Annotated in this window: 20 protein-coding genes, 1 tRNA gene and 1 riboswitch; of the genes, 3 read left to right on the top strand and 18 right to left on the bottom strand. The window is 59.8% G+C overall.

Translation table 11 applies throughout. The annotated features are described in order from the left end of the window. The first annotated feature begins 8 nt into the window (after positions 1–8). Positions 9–120, top strand: a riboswitch (TPP riboswitch). Between the two features lie 68 nt (positions 121–188). From RF819_RS16915 to RF819_RS16905, 3 genes are all read left to right on the top strand, one after another. Next, entirely contained in the window at positions 189–1,211 is a 1,023-nt protein-coding gene (locus tag RF819_RS16915) for a thiamine ABC transporter substrate-binding protein (RefSeq protein WP_078366057.1), read from the top strand. A gap of 65 nt (positions 1,212–1,276) precedes the next feature. Further along, a complete protein-coding gene (locus RF819_RS16910; protein WP_078366056.1) occupies positions 1,277–2,926 on the top strand; it encodes an ABC transporter permease in 1,650 nt (549 codons plus the stop codon). Beyond that, complete coding sequence (locus RF819_RS16905; RefSeq protein ID WP_078366055.1) at positions 2,919–3,563, top strand: ABC transporter ATP-binding protein; 645 nt, start codon at positions 2,919–2,921, stop codon at positions 3,561–3,563. Before RF819_RS16910 ends, RF819_RS16905 begins: the two co-directional genes overlap by 8 nt. A gap of 17 nt (positions 3,564–3,580) precedes the next feature. On the opposite strand, the gene RF819_RS16900 is transcribed toward RF819_RS16905, so the two are convergent. From RF819_RS16900 to RF819_RS16825, 18 genes are all read right to left on the bottom strand, one after another. After that, the gene (locus tag RF819_RS16900; protein WP_078366054.1) at positions 3,581–4,027 is read right to left on the bottom strand and encodes a hypothetical protein; all 447 of its coding nucleotides are present in this window, start codon (positions 4,025–4,027) and stop codon (positions 3,581–3,583) included. Between the two features lie 1,642 nt (positions 4,028–5,669). Next, a complete protein-coding gene (locus RF819_RS16895) occupies positions 5,670–8,594 on the bottom strand; it encodes a DUF927 domain-containing protein (protein WP_078366053.1) in 2,925 nt (974 codons plus the stop codon). Positions 8,595–8,660: 66 nt separating this feature from the next. Beyond that, complete coding sequence (locus tag RF819_RS16890) at positions 8,661–9,059, bottom strand: hypothetical protein (RefSeq protein WP_078366052.1); 399 nt, start codon at positions 9,057–9,059, stop codon at positions 8,661–8,663. Positions 9,060–9,062: 3 nt separating this feature from the next. Beyond that, positions 9,063–11,696 carry a phage tail tape measure protein gene (locus tag RF819_RS16885; protein ID WP_078366051.1) on the bottom strand — a complete coding sequence of 878 codons (2,634 nt, stop codon included), beginning with the start codon at positions 11,694–11,696 and terminating at the stop codon, positions 9,063–9,065. 732 nt (positions 11,697–12,428) lie between these two features. Further along, positions 12,429–12,701: a helix-turn-helix transcriptional regulator gene (locus RF819_RS22055; protein ID WP_078366050.1), complete on the bottom strand. Its 273-nt coding sequence runs from the start codon at positions 12,699–12,701 to the stop codon at positions 12,429–12,431. 124 nt (positions 12,702–12,825) lie between these two features. Next, positions 12,826–13,545, bottom strand: coding sequence for a hypothetical protein (locus RF819_RS16875; RefSeq protein WP_078366049.1), 720 nt, complete (start codon positions 13,543–13,545; stop codon positions 12,826–12,828). A gap of 106 nt (positions 13,546–13,651) precedes the next feature. Further along, positions 13,652–14,113: a hypothetical protein gene (locus RF819_RS16870; RefSeq protein ID WP_143541744.1), complete on the bottom strand. Its 462-nt coding sequence runs from the start codon at positions 14,111–14,113 to the stop codon at positions 13,652–13,654. Next, positions 14,106–14,357, bottom strand: coding sequence for a hypothetical protein (locus RF819_RS16865; protein ID WP_078366047.1), 252 nt, complete (start codon positions 14,355–14,357; stop codon positions 14,106–14,108). The genes RF819_RS16870 and RF819_RS16865 overlap by 8 nt, the downstream gene beginning before the upstream one ends. Positions 14,358–14,391: 34 nt before the next feature. After that, positions 14,392–14,679 (bottom strand): hypothetical protein, encoded by a 288-nt coding sequence (locus tag RF819_RS16860; protein WP_143541743.1) that lies wholly within the window; start codon positions 14,677–14,679, stop codon positions 14,392–14,394. Positions 14,680–14,778: 99 nt separating this feature from the next. Further along, on the bottom strand, positions 14,779–15,000 hold the full coding sequence (locus tag RF819_RS21110) for a hypothetical protein (protein ID WP_143541742.1): 222 nt from the start codon (positions 14,998–15,000) through the stop codon (positions 14,779–14,781). A gap of 100 nt (positions 15,001–15,100) precedes the next feature. Then, positions 15,101–15,433 (bottom strand): hypothetical protein, encoded by a 333-nt coding sequence (locus RF819_RS21105; protein WP_158081304.1) that lies wholly within the window; start codon positions 15,431–15,433, stop codon positions 15,101–15,103. Positions 15,434–15,603: 170 nt separating this feature from the next. Next, positions 15,604–16,827, bottom strand: a complete 1,224-nt coding sequence (locus RF819_RS16855; protein WP_078366045.1) for a tyrosine-type recombinase/integrase — start codon at positions 16,825–16,827, stop codon at positions 15,604–15,606. Between the two features lie 185 nt (positions 16,828–17,012). After that, positions 17,013–17,100 (bottom strand) — tRNA-Ser (locus RF819_RS16850). A gap of 24 nt (positions 17,101–17,124) precedes the next feature. Then, positions 17,125–18,435, bottom strand: coding sequence for a tryptophan--tRNA ligase (locus RF819_RS16845; RefSeq protein WP_078366044.1), 1,311 nt, complete (start codon positions 18,433–18,435; stop codon positions 17,125–17,127). 40 nt (positions 18,436–18,475) lie between these two features. Next, positions 18,476–19,144, bottom strand: a complete 669-nt coding sequence (locus tag RF819_RS16840) for a site-2 protease family protein (protein WP_078366043.1) — start codon at positions 19,142–19,144, stop codon at positions 18,476–18,478. 18 nt (positions 19,145–19,162) lie between these two features. After that, on the bottom strand, positions 19,163–19,786 hold the full coding sequence (locus RF819_RS16835) for an L-threonylcarbamoyladenylate synthase (RefSeq protein WP_078366042.1): 624 nt from the start codon (positions 19,784–19,786) through the stop codon (positions 19,163–19,165). Between the two features lie 4 nt (positions 19,787–19,790). Beyond that, on the bottom strand, positions 19,791–20,675 hold the full coding sequence (locus RF819_RS16830; protein ID WP_078366041.1) for a DMT family transporter: 885 nt from the start codon (positions 20,673–20,675) through the stop codon (positions 19,791–19,793). Next, positions 20,672–21,553: a 3',5'-nucleoside bisphosphate phosphatase gene (locus RF819_RS16825; protein WP_078366040.1), complete on the bottom strand. Its 882-nt coding sequence runs from the start codon at positions 21,551–21,553 to the stop codon at positions 20,672–20,674. The genes RF819_RS16830 and RF819_RS16825 overlap by 4 nt, the downstream gene beginning before the upstream one ends. Positions 21,554–21,573 lie beyond the last annotated feature (20 nt).

Below are 21,573 nucleotides of genomic sequence, written 5' to 3'. Positions count from 1 at the left end.
ACAATCCGACCCTTCACCGGGGGTGTCTGGCCTACCGCAGCAATGCAGCAGGCCAGGCTGAGAAAAACCCCATACCTGATCTGGATCATGCCAGCGTAGGGAGCGTGATGGGTTGTTGGCGGCCAGCTCTGGCCTGTCCCTGATCACCCGTGCGTTCACCGCGCGGGTGTTTTTTTATAGGGACCACCATGAACCGTCGTTTGTTTGTCCTGGCCACCATCACGCTGGCTGTTTCCGGCTTGTCCGCCCCAAGCCACGCAGCTGATGAATTGCGGGTGATGGTGCACAGCTCGTTCTCCCTGCCCAAGCCGCTGCTGGCGCAATTTGAAGCCCAAAATGGCATCAAGCTGGTCCTCATCAAAGGGGGTGATGCCGGCGAAATGCTCAACAAACTGATTCTGACCCGCGCCCAGCCGGTGGCCGATGTGGTCTACGGCATTGACAACACCTTGCAAGCCAAGGCGCTGGCCGCTGGTGTGCTGGAACCCAGCTTGCCCCAGGCCGCAGGCACGGTGGATGCCCAACTCGGCGATGCCTTGGCCGCCGTGGACCATGGTTTTGTGAACCTCAACTATGACCGCGCCGCGGTCGCCAAAAGTGGCACGCCCTTGCCCAAAACCCTGCAAGACCTGACTCTGCCCGCCTACAAGGGCTGGCTGGTGGTGCCCAACCCGGCCACCTCCAGCCCTGGCTACGCTTTCCTTCTGGCCACGATTGCCGGGCTGGGGGAAGAAAAGGCCTTTGCCTGGTGGGCGCAGATGCGAAGCAACGGCCTCAAGGTGGTCAAAGGCTGGAGCGAAGCCTATTACACCGAGTTCAGCCGCAACAAGGGCAGCTACCCGTTGGTGGTGAGTTATGCCACCAGCCCGGCTGCCGAGGTGTTCTATGCCAAGGACCAGCCCGCCGAGTCACCCACGGCCAGTCTGAACCTGGCTGGTGGGGTGTTCCGCCAGGTCGAAGGGGTGGGACTGATCAAAGGCACGGCGCAGAAAGCGGCGGCGCTCAAGTGGGTTGACTTTTTGCGCTCTGCCCCGGTGCAAGAGGCTTTGCAGACCAGCATGTGGATGTACCCCGCGGTGGCCAAGACGCCGCTGGCGCCGGTGATGCGCCACGGCGCCGCACCTGCCGCGTTTGAGAGCCTGCCGCCTCAGGTGATTGCTGACAAAGGTGCCTCATGGGTGGCGCGCTGGACGCAGGTGGTGCTGAAGTAGGCCCAGGTCACGCATTGGATGAAAGCTTGGCAGGTGGCTGTGTTGTGGTGTGAGGGGCGGCTGTGATGACGCCCAGCTGGCTGGTTCGCCTGGCCCGACCGCGTGGTGTATGGCTGGCGCTGCTGCCCGCCGCCGCCTTGTTGTTGCTGTTGCTGGCCCCGGTGGCCCGCCTGGCGTGGGAGGGGTTTGCCGGGCCACTGAGCAGCACCGACGGGCTATCGCTGTGGCAGCCCTGGCAGGACGATTACCTGCGTTGGCGCGTGATCTGGTCGCTGGCGCAGGCTGTCATCACCTGTGTGCTGGCCTTGGGGTTGGGGCTGCCGCTGGCCTGGGTGCTGGCGCGCTTTGAGTTTGCTGGTCGCGCTTTGGTGTTGCGCCTGCTGATGTTGCCCTTTGTGGTGCCTTCGCTGGTGGCGGCCTTGGGCGTGCTGGCGCTGTGGGGGCCGCGAGGGGTGCTCAGTGGTGCGCTGGGTATCCACTTGCAGGACGGCCCCTGGCTGCTGCTCTACGGCAACCTGTTTTTTAACCTGTGCCTGGTGGTGCGCGCCGGGGTGGATGCGCTGGCGAAGGTCAATGCCCGCCAGGTGGCTGCCGCGCGTTCACTCGGGGCCACACCCTGGCGTGCCTTCTGGCGGGTCGAGTGGCCAGCCATTGCGCCCTGGCTGCTGTCCAGCTTGTGCCTGGTGTTTTTGTACTGTTTTGCCGGATTTGGCCTGGCTCTGGTGCTGGGCGGACAGCGGTATGCCACGGTCGAGGTCGAGATTTACACCCTGGTGGCGTATGAGTTACAACTCGGCCAGGCCAGCGTGTTGGCGCTGTGGACGCTGGGGCTGACCGGTGGGGTGGCGCTGGCCTACGCCGCGTTGGAGAAACGCCTGGCGGCCCCACTGCGTTTGTTGCCCATACCGCGTGTGCGGCCGCAGGGTGCGCCCCAGTGGCTGGCGCTGGTACTGGCCCTGGCTCTGTTGTTTGGGATCTGCGCCTTGCCCATCCTTGCTATATTTATCAAAGCTATCAGCGCTTTATGGACGGGGGCTACAGGCCTGTTTGATGCAGAAACCCTGGCCGCTCTCTGGAACACCTTGCGGTTCTCGGCCTTGGCGCTGCTGATGGCCACACTCTTGGGTGTGTTGCATGCGTTGGCGGCGCAAGCCTCGGTGGCCTGGCGGGCGGCGGCGTTTTTGCCTTTTGTGGTGTCGCCGGTGACGGTGGCGTTTGGTTTGTTGTTGTTGTACCCGTCGTGGACCGCAAGCTTGCCGCTTCTGCTGGCGGCGTATGCGGTGCTGGCGTATCCGTTTGTCGCCAAGTCACTCTCAGCCGGGTTGGACAGTTTGCCGGTGCATCTGGGCCAGGCGGCACGCACCTTGGGCGCCAGTCCGTGGCGTTGTTTCTGGCGGGTGACATTGCCGCTGCTGCGGCCGTCGCTGCGCCGTGGCATGGCGTTTGCCGCAGCCACCGCCTTGGGTGAGTTTGCGGTCACGCTGTTTTTGTCGCGCCCCGAATGGGCCACCCTCACCACCCTGATCTACCAGCGCCTGGGTCGCCCGGGCCAGGCCAACCTGGACGCAGCCATGGTGCAGGCCTGTGTGCTGATGACGCTGGCGCTGCTGGTGTTTTTGCTGATCGAATGGCCGGTGTCCGAGCGCGGTGCCCCCCGTCTGCCGCGCCGTGTGTCAGGCCAGACCTCCCACCCATCCATCACCCAACATGCTTGAGCTTTGCCACATCCACCAGCGTTATGCCGATTTGCCCCTGCTGCAAGACCTCAGTTTGCAGGTGGCCGCAGGTGAAATTGTGGCGCTGCTGGGGCCATCGGGCAGCGGCAAAAGCACCTTGCTCAACATCGTGGCGGGCCTGCAGGCGCCCGATGCCGGCTCTGTCCGCTGGGACGGCCAGGACATCACCGCGCTGGCGCCCGAGCGGCGCCGTTTTGCGCTGATGTTCCAGGACTTTGCGCTGTTTCCGCACCTCAACGTGCTCGACAACGTGGCCTTTGGTCTGGTCGAACAAAGGGTGCCCAAAATGCAAGCGCGTGCCCGGGCCTTGCAGATGCTGGCTTTGTTTGGCCTGACCGAGTTGGCCCAGCGTCGTGTCTGGAACCTGTCGGGTGGTGAGCAGCAGCGGGTGGCGTTGGCGCGGGCGCTGATCACCGAACCGCGTGCCTTGTTACTCGACGAGCCGTTTTCAGCGCTGGACGCCGACCTGCGGGTGGTCTTGCGCCAGGAATTTCGCAGCCGGATTCAGGCCATCGGCATGGCCACCCTGCTGGTGACCCACGACGAAGCCGAGGCGCGTGAGATGGCCGACCGGTCGGTGCGTCTGGTGCAGGGGCAGCTGGTGGCTGCGGGCTGAAACGAACAGGGCAGAGATCAGGCCAGTGTGCGGATGTGGCCCGCCACCACCACGAGTTGCTGCGGCCCCATACGCACAATGAATTTGCGGCTGACCGAACTGAGCAGCCGCACCGCGCCTGACAAACCCAGGCGTGCGGACTGTTCCGCCACAAAACCCACCTCCGCCTGTTTGAGCGCACGCAAGAAGTAGTAGTCCATGCCCGCATCAATCAGGTCGTTCACCACATCGGCCAGCGCCTCACCATGGCCCGGTGCGTCCGGCTTGGCCTCGATCGCGGTCAACACCGCATGGGTGCGGGTGCGCAAGGCCTGCGAGTGGAAAAAGCGCAGAGATGGCTCCTGACCCGGGGTCGCCGCCTGCCATGCCGCAGTTGTTGCAGCAGGTTTGATGGCCGCCTGTTTGGCCACCTTGGTTGTGGTCTTAACGGCGGACTTGGTGCCGCTTGGGGTGCTGCTGCTCATGGGGAACTCCTGGTTGACCAGTCGGGCAGACCCTGGAGCACCTGTCGGCCACACCCGGCAACAGCTTGGTGTGATCCATGGCCATGGGGGCTAATGTAGTCCAGCGCTGATGCGCAGAAAAATCTGTCCGTTCTCTGTTGGCAGTTGGAGCGATCTGGCTGCCATGGCTGGCGTGCCCCCAAGTTCCAAGCACAGGGTGATGCATCCAACGGGTCAGCCAAGGCCAAGGGGGAGTGACGTCAGCATCGGGCCGCTGCCCAACCTTGCTCCGACTGGCTTGGACAGTAAAAACACCCAAGAAAAAAGCCCACTACCGTATTGATAGTGGGCTTTCCTTGATTTACTTGAGAGTGACGTTCATATCATGCCCGCAAACCCGCATGAATGCTCACTTCGTTCTGCAAATTGTGAAAATGTGCCCCCAAATGTGCCCCCATTCGTTGGTCGCTAGGGGTATTTTGAGGGGTAAGGCCGACCAAAAAATCAGCGCCTTTCAGGGTGTTGGCGGACTGACTCCCAAAAGCAACAAGATACAGCCCGGATCACGCCAGGTGCTGCGCAGTGTGTCGAGCTGGTGCAGACGCGTGTGCAAGAGCACGCCGGGCGGTCGCTGCGGTGATCCTGGAGCGTTCACGCTGCTGTCAACAAATTGAAGCACTTCGGGTCGTGTGTCAACCCATCTGTCAACATTTGGCAAACCCCACCCTCTAGCGCGATTTCGCGGCTCTGCGCACCCGTGTGAGGAAGGTGCTGGGAAGTACCTTGATGGGGGGGGCCAGCAAGTCGAGTGGCCACCCCAGTGCAGGCGTGTGCCCGGGCGTCGGCGGTTGGCCAGTTAGCCGGGGTGGTGAACCTGGTGTGCTAACCACAGCCATGGGTGATATTCAGTATGGGTTAGATACAAGCGTATTGCCCACTGACTACCCAGGTCTGACACATGCGCACACGTGTTTTGCGCGGCTCTGCGCACCCGTGTGGCGGTAGCTGGGGGAGGACCCATTGAGGGGGCATGCAAACATTCAGTGCAAGCGTGTGCCACCGCTCGCCGTGCGGTCGGTGTGGCGGGTCTGGTGGGCACATGCAGGGGGGGAGTCCCACAAAGTTAAGGGTGTTTCTGGCACTCTTTGTTGTGCACTTTCTTCAGGTTACCGCTTTTTTGACTGCGACAACTGAGGGCAGTGCGACACCGTTGATTTCATTAGGTTTTTTTGTTCTCAGTCTGCCCTCAGTTTTTTAGAAAGTGAGGGCAGTCACTTCCGCAGACGTTCGCAGACGTTCAGACAATCGGACTTACACCCAGGCACGGACTGTAAAACGGACTTTTTGCAGCGTTCGCCTCTAGCGCGATTTCGCGACTCTGCGCACCCGTGTGGAGGTAGCTGGGGAAGGACCCGTTGCGGGGGGGTGGTGGCGCAGCCGGGCAAGTCGCCACCTGATGCAAGCGTGCGCCACGGCACGCCGGGCGGCATGGGTGGTGCGCCTGATCCCCACTCGCTGGCAGCGTTGGTGCTTGGGGTCTACGGTGCTGACGCTGGTGGTCAAGTGCCCGTGTAGTCCTTGGTGCCGGGGTCGACGCCAAAGCGGGCAACACAGCGCGGAGGTGGCTCCACACCCGCCGCCCACGCGCGGCCCGGCTGACAGATCACAGCTCAAGATTGAATATCTCAGGTGTGATCCGGTAACACGTCGCAGGCCCAATGCCAGGCAGGCGGGGCCTGCAGTCAAACGGGCGGCCACTGTCAGGGGCAAGGCAGCCATGATCTATCAGGACATGGCACACGGCCCGGTAGTCAAACCCCTGACACACTTCAGTCCTGAAGGCTTCCGCTAGGATGAAGTATTCAAAGCTGACACTCTCACCCAGGGCTGCAGGCATCCGGTCGCCAAACTCCGCACCATGCTGGCTATTGGTCTTGATAGGGTTGCCATCGGCATCCAGCATGCGCCGCACACCGGCACGCTGCAGGGTCTTGGGGGCGTGGTCATCGCTGCCCCGGTGCCACATGGCAAAGCGGCCCTCACCGTGCGTTTCCAGAAAGCGCCGCACCTGTCGCAGCATGGCCACAATCTCACCGTTACCGCTGCCACCCCGGCCCGTCAGCCAGGATTCAAAGCAAGCACGGGCGGCCCGCTCGCTCTCACCCGCTGGCCAGCCGGTCAGGCCCGCACTGGTGGCCAGCTCACCGGCTGCGCCCACCAGCGCAAAGCGTGCGCCCACCCGCTCGACCTGTCCGCTGGCATGGGCTGGCATCATGGCCGCCGCCAGGGTGTTGGATGCGCTGCGAATGCTGGCCTTGAGGGTGTCGGCATGGTCCACCAGCCATTGCAGCCAAGCGCGGCCCGGGGCACCATACACGCTTTGGGCCTGCCCGGTGATGTGCTTGGCAAAGGCGGCACCGCCTGCCATGCTGTGCAGATCCTCAAACGCACCCAGGCCGGCGCCTGCATCGGCGGCAATGTCCACCATGCGCACTTCTTGCCCCACGCGGGTTCGCTTTTGGCCCTCTGCCATATGGTCAGCCAGGCCCAATTCACCAGCGGACAGGAACAACAGGCGCCAAGCCTGTCGGGCGCGGGGTGTGCCGGTGCGGGTAGCACGGGCCTTGCCGGATTCATTGGCCAGCATGTAGGCGCATTCGCCCGCCGTCTTGGGGTCGATCTGTGCCAGTTCATCCAAGATCAGCAGGCCGTCACAGTGTTGGGCGGCGATGGCCTCCAAAGCGTTGTCAGTGGCTCGCCAGCGCTGCAGGTAGTTGGCACCGCCGTACACGCTGGCGGCCAGCTTCAAAGCGGTGGTTTTGCCGCTGGAGCTGTCGCCCCGGTAGTGAAACCCGCCCGACTCCATACCCGCCGGGCGCAGCAGTGGCCCGGCAAAAGCGCAGGCCACCGCAAACACCAGCCGGGAATTGCCAGCACACAGCGCCCCCACGCGGTCGCGCCATTGCTCGGGCGTGCCCTTGGCTTTGAAGGTGTTTTCAATCGGGGCATCGGACTGAAAAACAATGCGCTCGGCATCCGTGCCGCTGGTGATGGTTTCACGGGGCAGCACAAAGGCGGCACCGTGCCAGCCGATGCGGTCGGTGCAGCTGGCGAATTCTTCAGGCTGGCGGCTTTGCAGGTACTGGGTCAGCAGGTTACGGGCGCGGGGTGTGGTGCCAATGCGCAAACCCATATTCAACAGCGTGGCGCGGTATTCGCCACCGTCAGCAGACAACATGCGGGCGGGCATGGCCCAGTGCTTCTGCACGCCCAATGGATCAGCAAACGCCAGGTAGTAGCCCCAGCCGCCGCCGTCTTGGTCGCGGGTGAAAGCCTCTACCGTCAAGGGGCTGCAGATCCATTCGGGCGGCTTGCGTTTGCCGTCCTGGTCAGCACCACAGAACCACACGCCCGTTTCATCAATGACGAAGGGGTCATAAACCCGCTCGGTATCGCCAGGGGTGGCACCGGGGCCAGCATTGGCCCCGTTGGGCTTGTCTTGGCTGCGCTGGGCACCGTTGGCAGGCTTGGGCGCGGTCGTTGACTGTACGGGCGTTTTGGCCTGCTGCTGGGGCGGCTCAAAGTAGTCAATCGCCTGGCTCACGATCAAAGCCACCGCGTCATAACCGGCGGCCTGGTGCAAGTCGTTGAAGTCGCTGGAACCATCAGGCAGCGGCTCAGGAAACACCGCCAGGCCAGCCACAGCACGGGCGGCCGCTGTGGCTTTCTCGCGGCCAGGGTTGCGCCCGGTGCGGGCTTGGGTGGCGGCATCATCATCACCACAGATCACGATCAGCGCCGCCGGGTGTGCCTGGTGCAGCGCTTTGGCCACTGCTGGCAAATTGCCCGCGTCAAACGCCACAGCGCAGGGGCGGCCCGTGCATGCGTGCAAACTGGCGGCGGTGGCATAGCCTTCAGCCACCAGCAGCGCAGCGGCCCCGGTCGGATCGCCGCACCAGTGAAACAGGCCGGACTTGCGCCCACCCTTCAAAAACAGTTTGTCAGTGCCACCGCCCGCCGGGCGGGCGGGTGCAATGCGTTGCAGGTTCCACAGCTTGCCCGCACTGTCACGCAAGGGCACCAGCAGCCAGCCCTCAGGCGCAAAGCGCAGGCCGTGGGCTTGCACACCCTTGCGGGTCAGGTAAGTGCTTTCGCCTGTCTCGCTGGCCTGTTCCCACAGTAGCGCAGCCTCACTGGCAGCGTGTTCGTGGGCGGCCTGCTGCTGGGCTTGGTCGGCTTGTTGTTTGGCAGCCCGCTCGCTGGCCAGGCGTGCCACCGTGGCGGGGTCGGGCTGGGCTGGCGCCTGGTCGGGCTTGGGCAGGGTAAAGCCGTTTTGTTTGGCCAGGTGCAGCAATGTGCCAATGGCCACACCGCCGCCGGGCTTGATGCTCTGCCAGGTGGACCGGGCGGCCTTGAGGTCAAAGCCGTCCGCTGTGGCGCTCCAGTCGGTGAACAGGTCGCGGCCTGTTTCATCTGGGAATTCGCTTTTGATGGCCATGCCCACGCGTGCCCATTCGTCGCGGGGTAGGTTCGCGGGGATGTGCTGCAGGGCGGCCCGGATCAGGTCGGGGGTTATTGTTGTTTTCATGGGGTGGGTATGGGTGCAGGCAAATGCCGCAGCTGATTCAGGTTCAAGTGGCCGTGTTGAGACTTGTCAACAAGTCAAATAGGGGGCTCTGTTGTTGAACCTGAAGCGGCTTTTGTAGGGCTCGATGCACGCCGCCATCACGCCAGCGAGCGCTACCAATTCTTGAATGTCATCAGCCTTGGCGCAGCGCTCAGCCGTCGCATATCGATCACTTTTGCTGCCGTGAATGAAGTCGTTGTAATGCGGGTCTGGCAACTGTGGCAGTAGTCCGGCGCGACTCAAGGCCTCTATGCACTGCTGCAAACAGTGCCAGGCGCCAAAGAAAGACATAAACGAGCCTATCGGGTTGAGTGGCTCGAAAATCTCGCAATAGGCGGCAAACACATCGTGGCCACCCACGATAGCGGCGATGATCTGATCACGGCCAAGGTTGTCAAAAACCTTCCTCTCGGGTGTGGCGTGCATGGCTCAGGCCCCCAACAGCATCTTCATGCCGTCTTTGTTGACCCGCACCTGGATGGACTTGAGGATCTCCCACATGAAGGCCTCCAGGTGGGGCTGCAGGCCGTCCCCATTGATCTTGATCATGGCATTGCCATTTTCAAAGGCTTTTATCTGCGCCTTCATGAGGTCAATTTGCGTAGTTGTCAGGTCCTTTTGCAACTTCATCGCTTCGTCACGACGTTGACTCTCTTTGGTTGTTTCGTCTTGCAGTTTTCGGTATGTCGCCCAATCCATTGCATTGGGGGTGATCAACAACCCAAACAAATTTGCAACGCTTTTGCTGGTGTCTTTGATGGTTTCGTTGAGGGACTCATAGGCGGCAACGGTTTTCTTGGCATCCGCTTCAATCTGCGCAGTCGCGATTTTTGTCTGACTGGCAATCTCAGCTATTTTTTCGTCAGAGTTCATTTTCATAACTGCCAAGTTCCACCTGGCTTGGGCCTCTTCAGCTTTTTTTGTTTTCTCTGCAATGGCGTCCAGGCTGGTGCTGGCCTTATCGGTCTTTTCTGTTAACTCAATCGTGCCAGCTGCAGACTTCACCAACTTCTGTTCGTACCCGGTGATAGCCCCGGTTGCCTTGTCGTAAATAGGTACGGTTGCCAGGACATATTTACTTGCATCCTTGGTAGCATCAGTTAGGCGAACGGACCCTTCAGCAGCCTTTTCACTGGCCGCAAAGTTGTCCAGCATGGCCTGGTTGGCCGCGCTAAAGTCGCCCGCCACACCGCTGGTGGCTTTGCTCATATCCTCGATCTTGGTGGCCGCCTTAGTGGTGGACGCACCCAGCGCCGTTGCGGCCTCGTCGGCGTGGGTCATGTTGTAGATCCACGTGCCCAGCGTGTTCTCGCTGCCGGTGATCTTGCTGATCAACGCGCTGATGCCCTCGTTCACTAGACCACCCAATTCATAACCAGCCATACCCGCACCCGCCAGCGCACCGGCTTTTGCCACCAGCCCCAGTCCAGAGGTCAACGCAGGCAGCAAGGCCGAGAGGTCTGTCAACTCCTTCGCCAAGCCCAGGCCGCTTTTAGCAGCCAGCACACCAATCAACACATCAAACAATGGCAGAGCAATGTTGAGCTGGGTCACCAGGCCACCCAGGCTACCCGCGATGGACAGAAAGCTCAGGTCAGCATCTTTGGCACCGCTGCCCACAGCCACCAGGGTGTCAAACAGTGGTTTGAATGATTCGACCACGCCACTCACATACAGGCTCAGCCCCAGAAAGGCCGCGCCCATGGTCTCAATCGCGCTGCGCAGGCCGTCTACACTGGTCAGGTCCAGGCCACCAAACAGCGCTTTCACAGAGGTGATCACCGCGTCAATTCCACCTTTGAACCCGCTGAAGTCTGCCGACGCCAACGCGGCGGGCAGGTTCTTAGCCACGCGCTCGACCGCTGCCTGCAACCCGGCCATTTGGCTTTCAACGTAGGTCACCAAGTCTTTAAGCCCGCCGGTTCTGGCGCTATCAGCCAGGCCGCTGAAAATCCCGGCAATGGCATTGGCCACACCACCAAATTCATCCAGCAAAGGGCTGCCGATGGACACCAGCAGTGCGGTGAACGCGTTGGCAATCTTTGCGCCAGAGACCTCCAGGCTACCGCTCACCTTCGCAAATGCCGCGTCCGTCGCACCAGCAACATCACCCATCGCCTTGAGCGTCTCAGCAAACTTTTCAGCTTGGGGCCCCGCCAGCGTGGCAGCAGCGGTAAAGCCGCCAATGTCGCCAAACAAAATTTTCATTTTGTCGGCACTGCCGCCGGTCTTGAGCGCCACCTCAGCCAGCAGGCCAGCCAGGCCCTGTGCCTTGAGGCCTGCGGCATTGAAGTTGATGCCCAGTTCTGCGGCCAAATCCGCACCCTGCTTGCTCGGGCTGATGATGTTGTTGATGGCGCCGCGAAGGTATTCGATGGATTCAGCGGGCTTGATGCCGCTGGCCGTCAGCGTGGCAATGGCTGCGCCCACTTCTTCCAGCGACACGCCGCTGATCTTGGCAATTGGCGCCACCTTGGCAAAGCTGGCGGCCAGGTCGCCCATGCTAATGTCACCCTCGTCAATGATCTTGAAAAACAGATCACTCACCTTGCCGGCGTCGGCTATCTCAAGCCCATAGCTGTTGAGCGTGCTGACCAGCACCTTGGTGGTGCTATCCAGGTCTGAGCGGGTGGCCACAGCCAGTTTTTCGGCCACGCTGATCAAGTCCAGTGACTGCGCCCAGTCCACGCCGCTGCCGATGGCGTTAGCGAGTGCATTGGTGATCTGCTCCAGCGGCTGGGTGCTGCCCTGCGCGTAATCCAAAATGGCAGCCTTGAAGCCCGCCAAATCCTCGTCGCTGGCGTCGATGATGGTGCTGATCTGCCTGAAGGCCGAGTCAAAATCACCAGCGGTTTTAACGGCAAAAACCGTCATGGCCACACCAGCGGCCAAGATACCGGCCTCCAACTTGACCGCACCCGTGGTGAAGCTGGCAATGGGCTCGGTGATATCTCTTACTGAGCCGCTGAACTTGCGGGCGTTGTCCAGGGCGGCCACGGTGGCGGCGCCGGTGCGGTCAACACCGTTGAAGATCAGATCTATGGTTGTTTGTGCGTTTGCCATGGTGAGGTCCTACAAATTTGGGGGCGTCATTCGAGTTGAGAAAACAGGTCTGGTATCGATGCTGGGCGGTGAACGAGTGCATACGTGCGCACTCTTCGCGTGCGGTTGCCGCTGTCACACGTGACATACCTCCAGCCTTTGCGCAGGCCATAGTTCAAGTGGGGCATGTCTGAAATGACCTTTGTGACACTGCCCACATCGCAGGCGGCATCTATCTCTTTTGCTGTGCTGGCGGGGTTCAGCTCCAGATAGTCAGCAACGCGGGCGGCTTGATCCGGGCGGGTGTCGCACGGTGGCCTGGTGGTGGTGATAGGTGTCATTGGTGGAACACCTTTGCATTGCCCAGGATGGTGCCAAGGGTGGCTATTGACCCTGGTGGCTTCACCAGCACTTTGCGCAAGGCCCAGTCCAAGACACAGAGTGATTCCCCGACATAGACCACGCCAAACCTAAAGCCACAATAGGAAAAGGTGCGCAGTTGCCTCTTTTGTGTCAACTGGTGCGCTGCGAACCACAGTCGGGCCAGTTCCGGGCGGTTTGGTGAGTCTGCAGGGGGCACGCGGCCCGGTTTGTGTTGTGAGTAGGTGTTTGACTCACGCCTCAAAGCAAACACCCGGCGCCGCTCTTCATGGGTTATGGTCCGTCCCGCCATGGTTGGCCTTCATTGCTGGCCAGTAACTGGCTGCAACACCACTTGGCACGGGCAGGCAGCGGCTTGGTTTTGAAGCCCTTTCATGCCTGTTCACCTACCGCTGAACGGCTTTCAATCCACGCCATGACCTCGGACAATTTCCAACCGACGCATCTACGCGATAGGGTTAGGCGCTTTGGAAATCCAGGGGTTTCATAGATAGCGAATTTGCCGAGAGAAGTGAGTTTACGGACCTCCGGCAGTCTGATTAACCTATCGGCTTGGTTAGGTTGAGCAGATGGCTGGTTAGCGGCTGGTGTGGGCTTATTTCCACTGGTATGCGGGTTGTGTTGTAGATGAGTGTTTAGCGTCATTTGCGGCCTCCAAGGGTTGCTGAGGCCCGATAATCACCGCCGTAAGATGAGCTGTCTAAGGAAACATCTACTGTGCTATTTGTCTGGAATATTCCTGATGCTTTTGGTTCTGGTTTAATCCATTTCAGAACCGCTCAAAATCGGTTCCGACCTCTTTTAAAAAGATGCGAAGTGCTCCCTCGGAATTGGCTGGAACATCGGCGGCCACAAAAACAGCATTGCACAGGCGCTCAAAGCTGCCACCGCGTCCGATCTTGATTGACGTATTTTCGACAGCACATTTAATCGCTGACAAGTGCCAGACGTAATGTTGTTGCACTGATTTCCGGCCCCCGCTCTTCCCGTGGTCACCAATCCTCAACAGTTGCGCGTTGCAGGCTTCCGCAAGTTTTTCAGCCTCTAAACCGACATAACCAACACGCCCGCCATCATGTATTGAATATGTCGGCTGGTGGTGTTTAACACCGCCAAATGAGGCTAGATAGCCAGGGCCTTTGATCGTGAAATGTGGGTCGCTGGGTACCGCTTCAGGCGCCATTTCTTCACCCAACAATAAACGATCTTGATAGCCCAACTCATTGATTGCCGCCTGCAGTTCCTTCGCAAGTTTTTCAACATTTTTGAAGGCTTTCACTCTCTCGCGGGGTGTCTGCAAAACTGGTTTTTTGTGAGATTCAAAATCCCGCAACAGGCGTGCTTCAAATTCAATGCACTCGAATGCTTCACGATTCAGACCCAAATCATTGCAAACAAGCTCCAATGCCGTTCTTTTTTCGGTATCAAGCGGCGATGCCAGGTAATCAAGATTTGCTTGTCCGCCGCTTTGGGTTTCAGTTTCATCCATCGCCACCCCTTCAGGTGCGGCCTTCAAAGGGTGCCGCCGCCAGGTCGGTGAAGGTGTCCGACTTTTCCCCCTTGCGGATCAGGCGCGGGGTAGGCGTGGCAAAATTTCAATGCACTAGGGCTATTTCCGGCTTCTCGAGTGCATCGCACTCTCGCAAGAACTCATCAAGAGAATCAATCACGACTTCGGCGGCGATCATGGCCTCCATGTTGGTCAATCGGGATGCATCTGTGCATGATTGACCGAACCACAAAGCAGCGTCAAGGGCGTCAATCAAGACCATAGGCTCTACGAAATCAAGGCAAGGTGCATGGCTTTTTTCTGTCAGTTCATAGCGAACCATCGCCAATCTGGAGCGTGCCGCCCCAAGCGCAGCACTCCAACGTGAAGATGTGCTGTCTTCGTCAAACGAAGCTGAACCATCTTCCACCGCACGTATCGCCAACACAACAGTGCGAAGAATAACCCGGGCAGCTTTTGCATTGCGCATTACCGAGACCGCACTATTTGCAGAAAAAGCGAGTGCTTGACTGGCGGCGGTGCTATCGACTGTGGACTTGTTATACATTGGTGACCTCCAATTTCTTACCCAGCATCAGTACCCGCATGTTGTTCGTGAAGGTAACGCTTGATAGTCGTTCGTTCAGCACTTGTGACAAACGCCATGATGTAACGTCGCCGTCTTCGCCTTGATCTTCTAGCCTATTCATCAAAGTAATTGAAAGTGCCAGCAGCGTTTCAAGTTCATCCTCAAGGAATCCGAACGCAAAAAGGTTGCTATCTGCTGTTGGTGTAAATTCGTTGGTAGACATTTTTGAACTCGCTTTCAAATTTATGTTGAAGGCCTCATTGGGGCGCCATCGCCACCGAGGACGGCTTGAATCTGGTCCCGAACACTTTGATTTGAAGTTCTTCAATGGTGGCAACTTCGTCGCTCATCGCGCTCATCACGACTCGGCTTAGGTCTTGAATGCGTGTGCCCAAGCCCCGCAAAATCATTGCTTGCTCGTGCTCCAGATCCCATTCATCAGAACTTGCTTTATCAAGCAGCAGGCCGATCAGGTTTTCAATCTCCCAAGCAGATTCCAGCACCAGCATCTTTCTGGCGGGTGGCAGTACAGTATCGGTAGCCATTTTTGAACTCACTTTCATTGGTGGTCAGGCGGGACAGGTGCTCGCAACACCCGCACCGCCGCTTTTTTTACCCCGGTCAAATCGCGCCGGGATTTCGCGTTATTCGTTGCTGGCGCCGCCCTTGGGTGGCGTAAGGTACTCAGCGTGCAGCCGTTTGACCTCCAACAGCAGCGCCAGGTGCTTAGGTACCCACTCGGGTATCAGCACGCCATCATTACGCCAGCGACTGGGGGTGTTGCGGTGCAAGCCCGTTGCCCGGCAAAAGTCGCTTACCTTCCAGCCAAGCACCAGCAATGCGGCGTCTAGTTCGTCAACGGTCATGATTTATTCCATTTCTTCATGAAGGGAGTGTAGCTATTAATCCCTTTAATGTGCATATTTTGTTGAATAACGCACACTATTAACATAACACTCGTCGTACTTACTGTGCGTTATGCATAACTTTACGCACATTAACGGGATTTTTCATTGATTTCAAGCACTTGAAAACCTTATCCACAATGCCTATTTTTTCAGCAGCTAGCAGAAAGCTGGCGCTGTAGAAGTTATCCACAGGGGAAAATTTGACAGATAACGGGTCGCGGTTGCCCCGCTGCCAGGCTGTTACGGTGCTGGCGCGATTGGCGTGCCAAAGGGGACAACCCCGGCGCTCATTTTTGCTAAGGTGTGCATATCGTCGGCAATGTCCGATAACAGCCGGTGAAGGTGCAGGGTTTGGGGTGAGGATGGTGATGTGAATAGAAAAAATCTTCATCATCTTTAATTTGCCCTCACTTTGTCTGCAGTTTGCCCTCACTTTGCCTTCAGTCACAAAACGCCCGCTAACCCGCATGGTTGCTTGGTTTTCCTGATTTGCCCTCACTGTCGCAGCACTTTTGCATTTCAGCAGCCTGGAAACGTGGCAAAACGTGCCGGGCGGGGGTATCAGGCGGCCCGCTGGGGCAGTGGGATCACGTCCGCACCTTTGCGCAGCTTGTCGAGGGTGTTCGCCCAGGTGGTCATCATGGCGGTCCGGTCTGCCAGGTAAAGGGCGTGGTTGTAGGCGGCGCTCACTTGGTCGCGTTCCTGGTGTGCCAGCTGCAGTTCAATCAGGTGGTGGCCAAAGCCTTGCTCATGCAACATGGTCGACGCCATGCCCCTGAACCCGTGGCCAGTCATGCGGCCCTTGTACCCCATGCGTTCCAGCGCCTTCAAAATGGTGTTGTTGCTCATAGGTTTCTGGTGATCCCGCTCACCGGGGAAAAGCAGGGCCCGACCATTTGACGTGGTTTGCAGAATTTTGAGCACCTCGACGGCTTGCGGTGCCAAGGGCACGATGTGCGGTGTTTTCATCTTCATGCGTGATGCCGGTATGTCCCAGCGGGCCGCCTCAAGGTCGAATTCATCCCAACGGGCAGCGATCAGTTCACCCGTGCGCACAAAGGTCAGTGCCAGCAGCTTCATCGCCAGGCGGGTGTGTGGCGTGCCCTGGTAGGCCTCGATCCGGCGCAACAGTTCGGGCATTTCCTTTGCGTCAAGGCGGGCGTAATTCTCTTTTTTGTGGGGCTTGAGTGCGTCTGATGGCTTCACGTCCGCTGCCGGGTTGCGCTCGATCAGGCCATGCGCCACCGCGTAACGCATGATCTGGCCACAGGTCTGCAGGCTGCGCTTGGCGATGTCAATCGCGCCGCGTGCCTCGATACCCTTTGCCATTGCCAGCAGGGCAGGGGCGGTCACACTGGCCAGCGGGCGACCACCCAGCGCCGGGAACACATCGGCCTCAAGTCTGCGAAGCACGTAATCGGTGTGGCGTGGGCTTTTGGTGCCCTTCCAGTGATCAAACCATTGGCGGGCCACTGCCTCAAAGGTGCGGGCATCGTTGACCGCCTTGGTCAGCTTGGCTTCGCGCTTGAGCTGGCCAGGGTCTTCACCGGCTGCCAGCGCATCGCGGGCCTGGTCGCGTGCCTTGCGAGCTTGGGCCAGGGAAACAGCAGGATAGACCCCCAAAGCCAGGCGCTTTTCTTTGCCAACGTGTCGATATTTCAACCGCCAGTATTTGCCACCTGCTTGGGTCACTTCCAAATACATGCCTTTTTCATCGGAAAGGCGCAGCATCGGGCGCCCTGGTGGGCAGGCGGCCCGGTCGCATTCAAGCTTGGTCAGAGGCATTTGGGGGCATCTTTCGTGGGGGCATCAAAAATATGGAATTTATGCCCCCGAATATGCCCCCGTTTGTGACCGGCTGTCAACGAACCTTAACAAACGCTAACAAACAAAAAAGCCCCGTAACCTATTGAGCTACGGGGCTTTTTGTTTCTTTAATGGACTTTAGCGAACGCTAAAAAACATATCTGTGGCGGAGAGAGTGGGATTCGAACCCACGGTACCTTGCGGTACGCCTGATTTCGAGTCAGGTACATTCGGCCACTCTGCCATCTCTCCGCGAACCGCAGATTGTAGCAGCGGCTACTTGGCTTTTGACTCGGCTTTGGCTTCGCGCAGCGCCAACAAGGCCTCATCGAGTTCCGCTTCTGTGGTGCTTGCCTGCAGTGTCACCAGGCCAGCCAGATCGGCCAGTGCGCTGGCGCCCTGGGTTTGCAGGCTGGCAATGGCTTGACCGGCCACCTTGGGTGAGGCAAAAGCGCTGCTTTGCAACAGCAGCTTGCCGTCTGCACTTTGCAGCTTGAAGTAGAACTGGCCATCGGCCTCGCGGTACTGTTTGAACACCGGCAGTGCCTGTTTGGTGGCTTTGGTGCTGGCGGCGTCTTGGGCACGCAGGTCGCGCAGGCCGACCGCATGGCGCAGTTGCGCCATGAACGGGGTTGCAATGGCGCGGGCCTTGTCGGCGCCGATTTTGAAAATGGCTTCGATCTGGCCTGGGTCATTGATCAGCGCCTGGTACTTGGCCCGCAGCGGTGCCAGTTCCTGGTCAATGCGCTCAAACACCAGCTGTTTGGCATCACCCCAGGCGATGCCGTCGGCGTAGGCCTGGCGCAGGTTGTCGGTCTCGGATGAGCTGGCAAAGGCCTGGTAAATCTGGAACAGGGCTGAGCCTTCCACCGTTTTGGGCTCACCGGGTGCCTTGCTGTCGGTGACGATGCTGCTGATGAGTTTTTGCAGCTGTTCGCGTGAGGAAAACAGCGGAATGGTGTTGTCGTAACTCTTGCTCATTTTGCGGCCATCCAGGCCGGGCAGGGTGGCGACGTTCTCTTCAATGGCGGCCTCGGGTGCGATGAAGTGCGGCCCGTAGCGGTGGTTGAAGCTGGCGGCCATGTCGCGCGCCATCTCGATGTGCTGCACCTGGTCGCGCCCCACCGGCACCTGGTGGGCGTTGAACATCAGGATGTCGGCGCCCATCAGCACCGGGTACATGAACAGGCCCACACTCACGTCGGCATCCGGGTCCAGCGCGGCGGCGGTGTTTTTGTCGACAGCCGCCTTGTAGGCGTGGGCGCGGTTGAGCACTCCTTTGCCCAGCACACAGCTCAGAAACCAGGTCAGCTCCGGGATCTCGGGCACATCCGACTGGCGGTAAAACACCACTTTGTGGGGGTCCAGCCCGCAGGCCAGCCAGCTCGCGGCAATTTCCAGCGTGGAGCGCTGGATGCGTGCCGGATCCTCGACCTTGATCAGCGCGTGGTAGTCGGCCAGGAAATAGAAACTCTGCACGTTGGTGCGCAGGCTGGCGGCAACCGACGGACGGATGGAACCCACGTAATTGCCCAGATGGGGTGTGCCGGACGGGGTGATGCCGGTCAGAAAGCGCTCAATACTCATGAAAAAACGTCAGTCACAACAATAAAAAAGAAAAGGACGATCAGCCCACCAACATGGCCAGCGGGGTCAGCAGCAGGTTGATCAGTTTAAAAGTGATGCCCATCAGCGGGCGCAGCCACAGGCTGCCGACCACACCGGCCAGCACCAGTGCCATGACGATGAAAAAGCCAAAAGGCTCCACCCGCGACACCAGCACCGCCTGCCGATACGGCAGCAGCCCAACCAGGATGCGGCCACCGTCCAGTGGTGGCAGTGGAAACAGGTTGAACGCAAACATCACGATGTTGACCAGGATGCCACCTTGCGCCATTTCGATGAAAAACGGTTCGCTGACACCAGCGGCCTGCAACAGGTAAAACACCGCGCCCCAGGCCAGTGCCTGGACAAAGTTGGCGCCCGGCCCGGCCAGCGCCACCCAGACCATGTCCTGTTTGGGGTGGTGCAGGTTGCCAAAACGCACAGGCACCGGCTTGGCGTAGCCAAACAAAAACGCCCCTGAGGTAGCGAAGTACAGCATCAGCGGCATCAGGATGGTGCCGAGCGGGTCGATGTGTTTGAACGGGTTGAGCGTGATGCGCCCGGCCAGATAGGCGGTGTTGTCACCAAAGTGGCGCGCGGCGTAACCGTGGGCGGCCTCGTGCAGGGTGATCGACAACAGTACCGGGATGGCGTAGATCGCCACGGTTTGAATCAGATTGGCAAAGTCCATGAGGGGTGTTGGGTGGGTCTAGAGCCCCAGCAGCGCCAGCGGGCCCCGGCCTTCGCGGATGACCACCGGCTCGGCGCCGCTCAGGTCCACCACGGTGGTGGGTTCACGCGGGCAGGCGCCCGAGTCGATGATGGCGGCAATGCGGCCGTGGTAACGCTCGCGGATCTCGGTGGCGTCGTTAAGCGGTTCGGTCTCGCCGGGAGCTATTAATGTAGTAGCTAGAAGCGGCGTGTTATGAAGGGCTAGAAGCTCCTGGAGCACTTTGTGGTCGGGCACCCGCAGACCAATCGTCTTGCGTGCCGGGTGGCTCAGGCGCCGGGGCACCTCTTTGGTGGCCTGCAGGATGAAGGTGTAGGCCCCTGGTGTGGCGGCCTTGAGCAGGCGGTATTGGGTGTTGTCGACCTGGGCGTAGGTGGCCAGTTCGGACAGGTCGCGGCACAGCAGGGTCAGGTGGTGTTTGTCGTCCACCCCCCGGATGCGGCGTAACTTGTCGGCAGCGGCCTTGTCGTCCAGATGGCAGACCAGGGCGTAGCTGGAGTCGGTGGGCACTGCGAGCACCTCGCCTTTGTCCAGCAGGGCCGTGGCTTGTTTGAGCAAACGGGGTTGCGGGTTGTCGGGATGGAGTTCAAAAAGCTGTGGCATGGGTCTATTGTCGCTGTTGGGCCGACTCGCGGATCGAGACCAGCGCATTGCCGACACCACTGATCGCAATCACCACAATACCAACCCAGGCCAGTCCATCAGGCATGTGGCGGAAAAACACCCAACCCGCCAGGGTGGCAAAAGCGATCTGGGTGTAGAGGTAGGGCGACAGCACCACCGCGCTGGCGCGGTTGAAGGCACTGATCAGCAACAGATGGCCAAACGAGGCAGCCACACTCACCGCCAAAAACCAGGGCCAGTGGTTCAGCAAAGCCTGGGTGTCCCAGGTCCATAACAGCAGCGGGCTGGTCGCCAGGGCGCCCACCAGCCCGGTGTAAAACTGGGTGGTGTAGGGGTTTTCGTCGTTGCTGAGTCGGCTGGTCAGCACCTGGAACCAGGCGTAGGTGGTCACCAGCAACAGAGGGAACAGCAAGGCCCAGCCAAACACCTGGCCGCCCGGGCGCACCACCAGCAGCACACCCGCCAGGCCCACGGCCATCAGCAGCCAGCGCAGATGGGCCACATGGTGTTTGAGTGTGATCGCCGCCATCGCCGTGGCCACCATCGGTGACAGCATGACCATGGCGGTGAACTCACCCACCGGCAGATGTTGCAGGCCATAAAACGAGCAGAAACTGGTGGTCAGCAGCAGCACACCGCGCAGCGCCTGGAACTTCGGGTTGGGGGTGGCAAACAGACTGGCCTTTTGTGTTGGCAAACGCATCACCAGCGTGACGATGGTTTGAAAGGCATACCTGAACCACAACAGCATCAATACCGGCACCAGCTGGGTGATGTGGCGCGCGGCGGCGTCACCCAGCGAAAAAAGCAGTGTGACGACCACAATCAACAAAATTCCGCCACCCTGGCGGCTGCGCCAAAAACTCATGTAGGCATGAGTCCTTGCGGGGCTTTTTGAATCTGGTGCTGCAACAGCGTCCAGATCGGGGTGAGTTGTTCGGGCAGGGTGGGCAGCTCACCCAGGTCGGTGCGGCTCTCAGTCGGGCTGTGAAAGTCACTGCCGCGTGAGGCCGCCAACGCGAACTCCAGCGCCACATCGGTGTAGGTCACGCTGTCGGCGGCGGAATGGCTGCCGGTGACCACCTCGACCCCTTGGCCACCAAAGCCCTTGAACTCGGTGAACAGGGCAAATTCCTCGTTGGCACTGAACTTGTAACGCGCAGGATGGGCGATCACCGCCAGCCCACCGGCATCCCGAATCCAGTAGACCGCCTCTTTGAGGGTGGCCCAACGGTGGGCCACATAACCGGGTTTGCCTTCGGTCAGGTATTTGCGAAACACCTCGTAGGTGTCTTTGCAGACACCGGTTTCCACCATAAAACGGGCAAAGTGGGTGCGTGAAATCAGGTCGTGGTTGCCGGCGTATTTCAGGGCGCCTTCAAAGCTGCTGTGGATGCCGACCCGGGCCAAGTCGTCGGCCATGGCGCGCGCGCGCTGGGCACGCCCACCACGGGTTTGTGCCAGTCCCTCGCGCAAGGCGCTGTTGTTGGCATCAAAACCCAGGCCCACAATGTGCACCGTCTGGTTCAAAAAACTCACCGAGATTTCAACGCCGGTCAGGTAGTCCAGCCCCAGCGCAGCTGCTGCTGCGGCGGCCCGGGTTTGCCCGCCGATCTCGTCGTGGTCGGTCAACGCCCACAGTTCAACCCCTTTGTCCTTGGCACGCTGGGCCAACTCCTCGGGGGTCAGGGTACCGTCGGAGATCACCGAATGGCAATGCAGGTCAGCGTTCAGGGTGGGGCTCATCGGCTCATTTTAGGCAGCTA

Source organism: Rhodoferax fermentans (assembly GCF_002017865.1).
GTDB lineage: Bacteria > Pseudomonadota > Gammaproteobacteria > Burkholderiales > Burkholderiaceae_C > Rhodoferax > Rhodoferax fermentans.
Note: the sequence above shows the minus strand (reverse complement) of the source record. Positions and strands in the feature narration are given on the sequence as shown.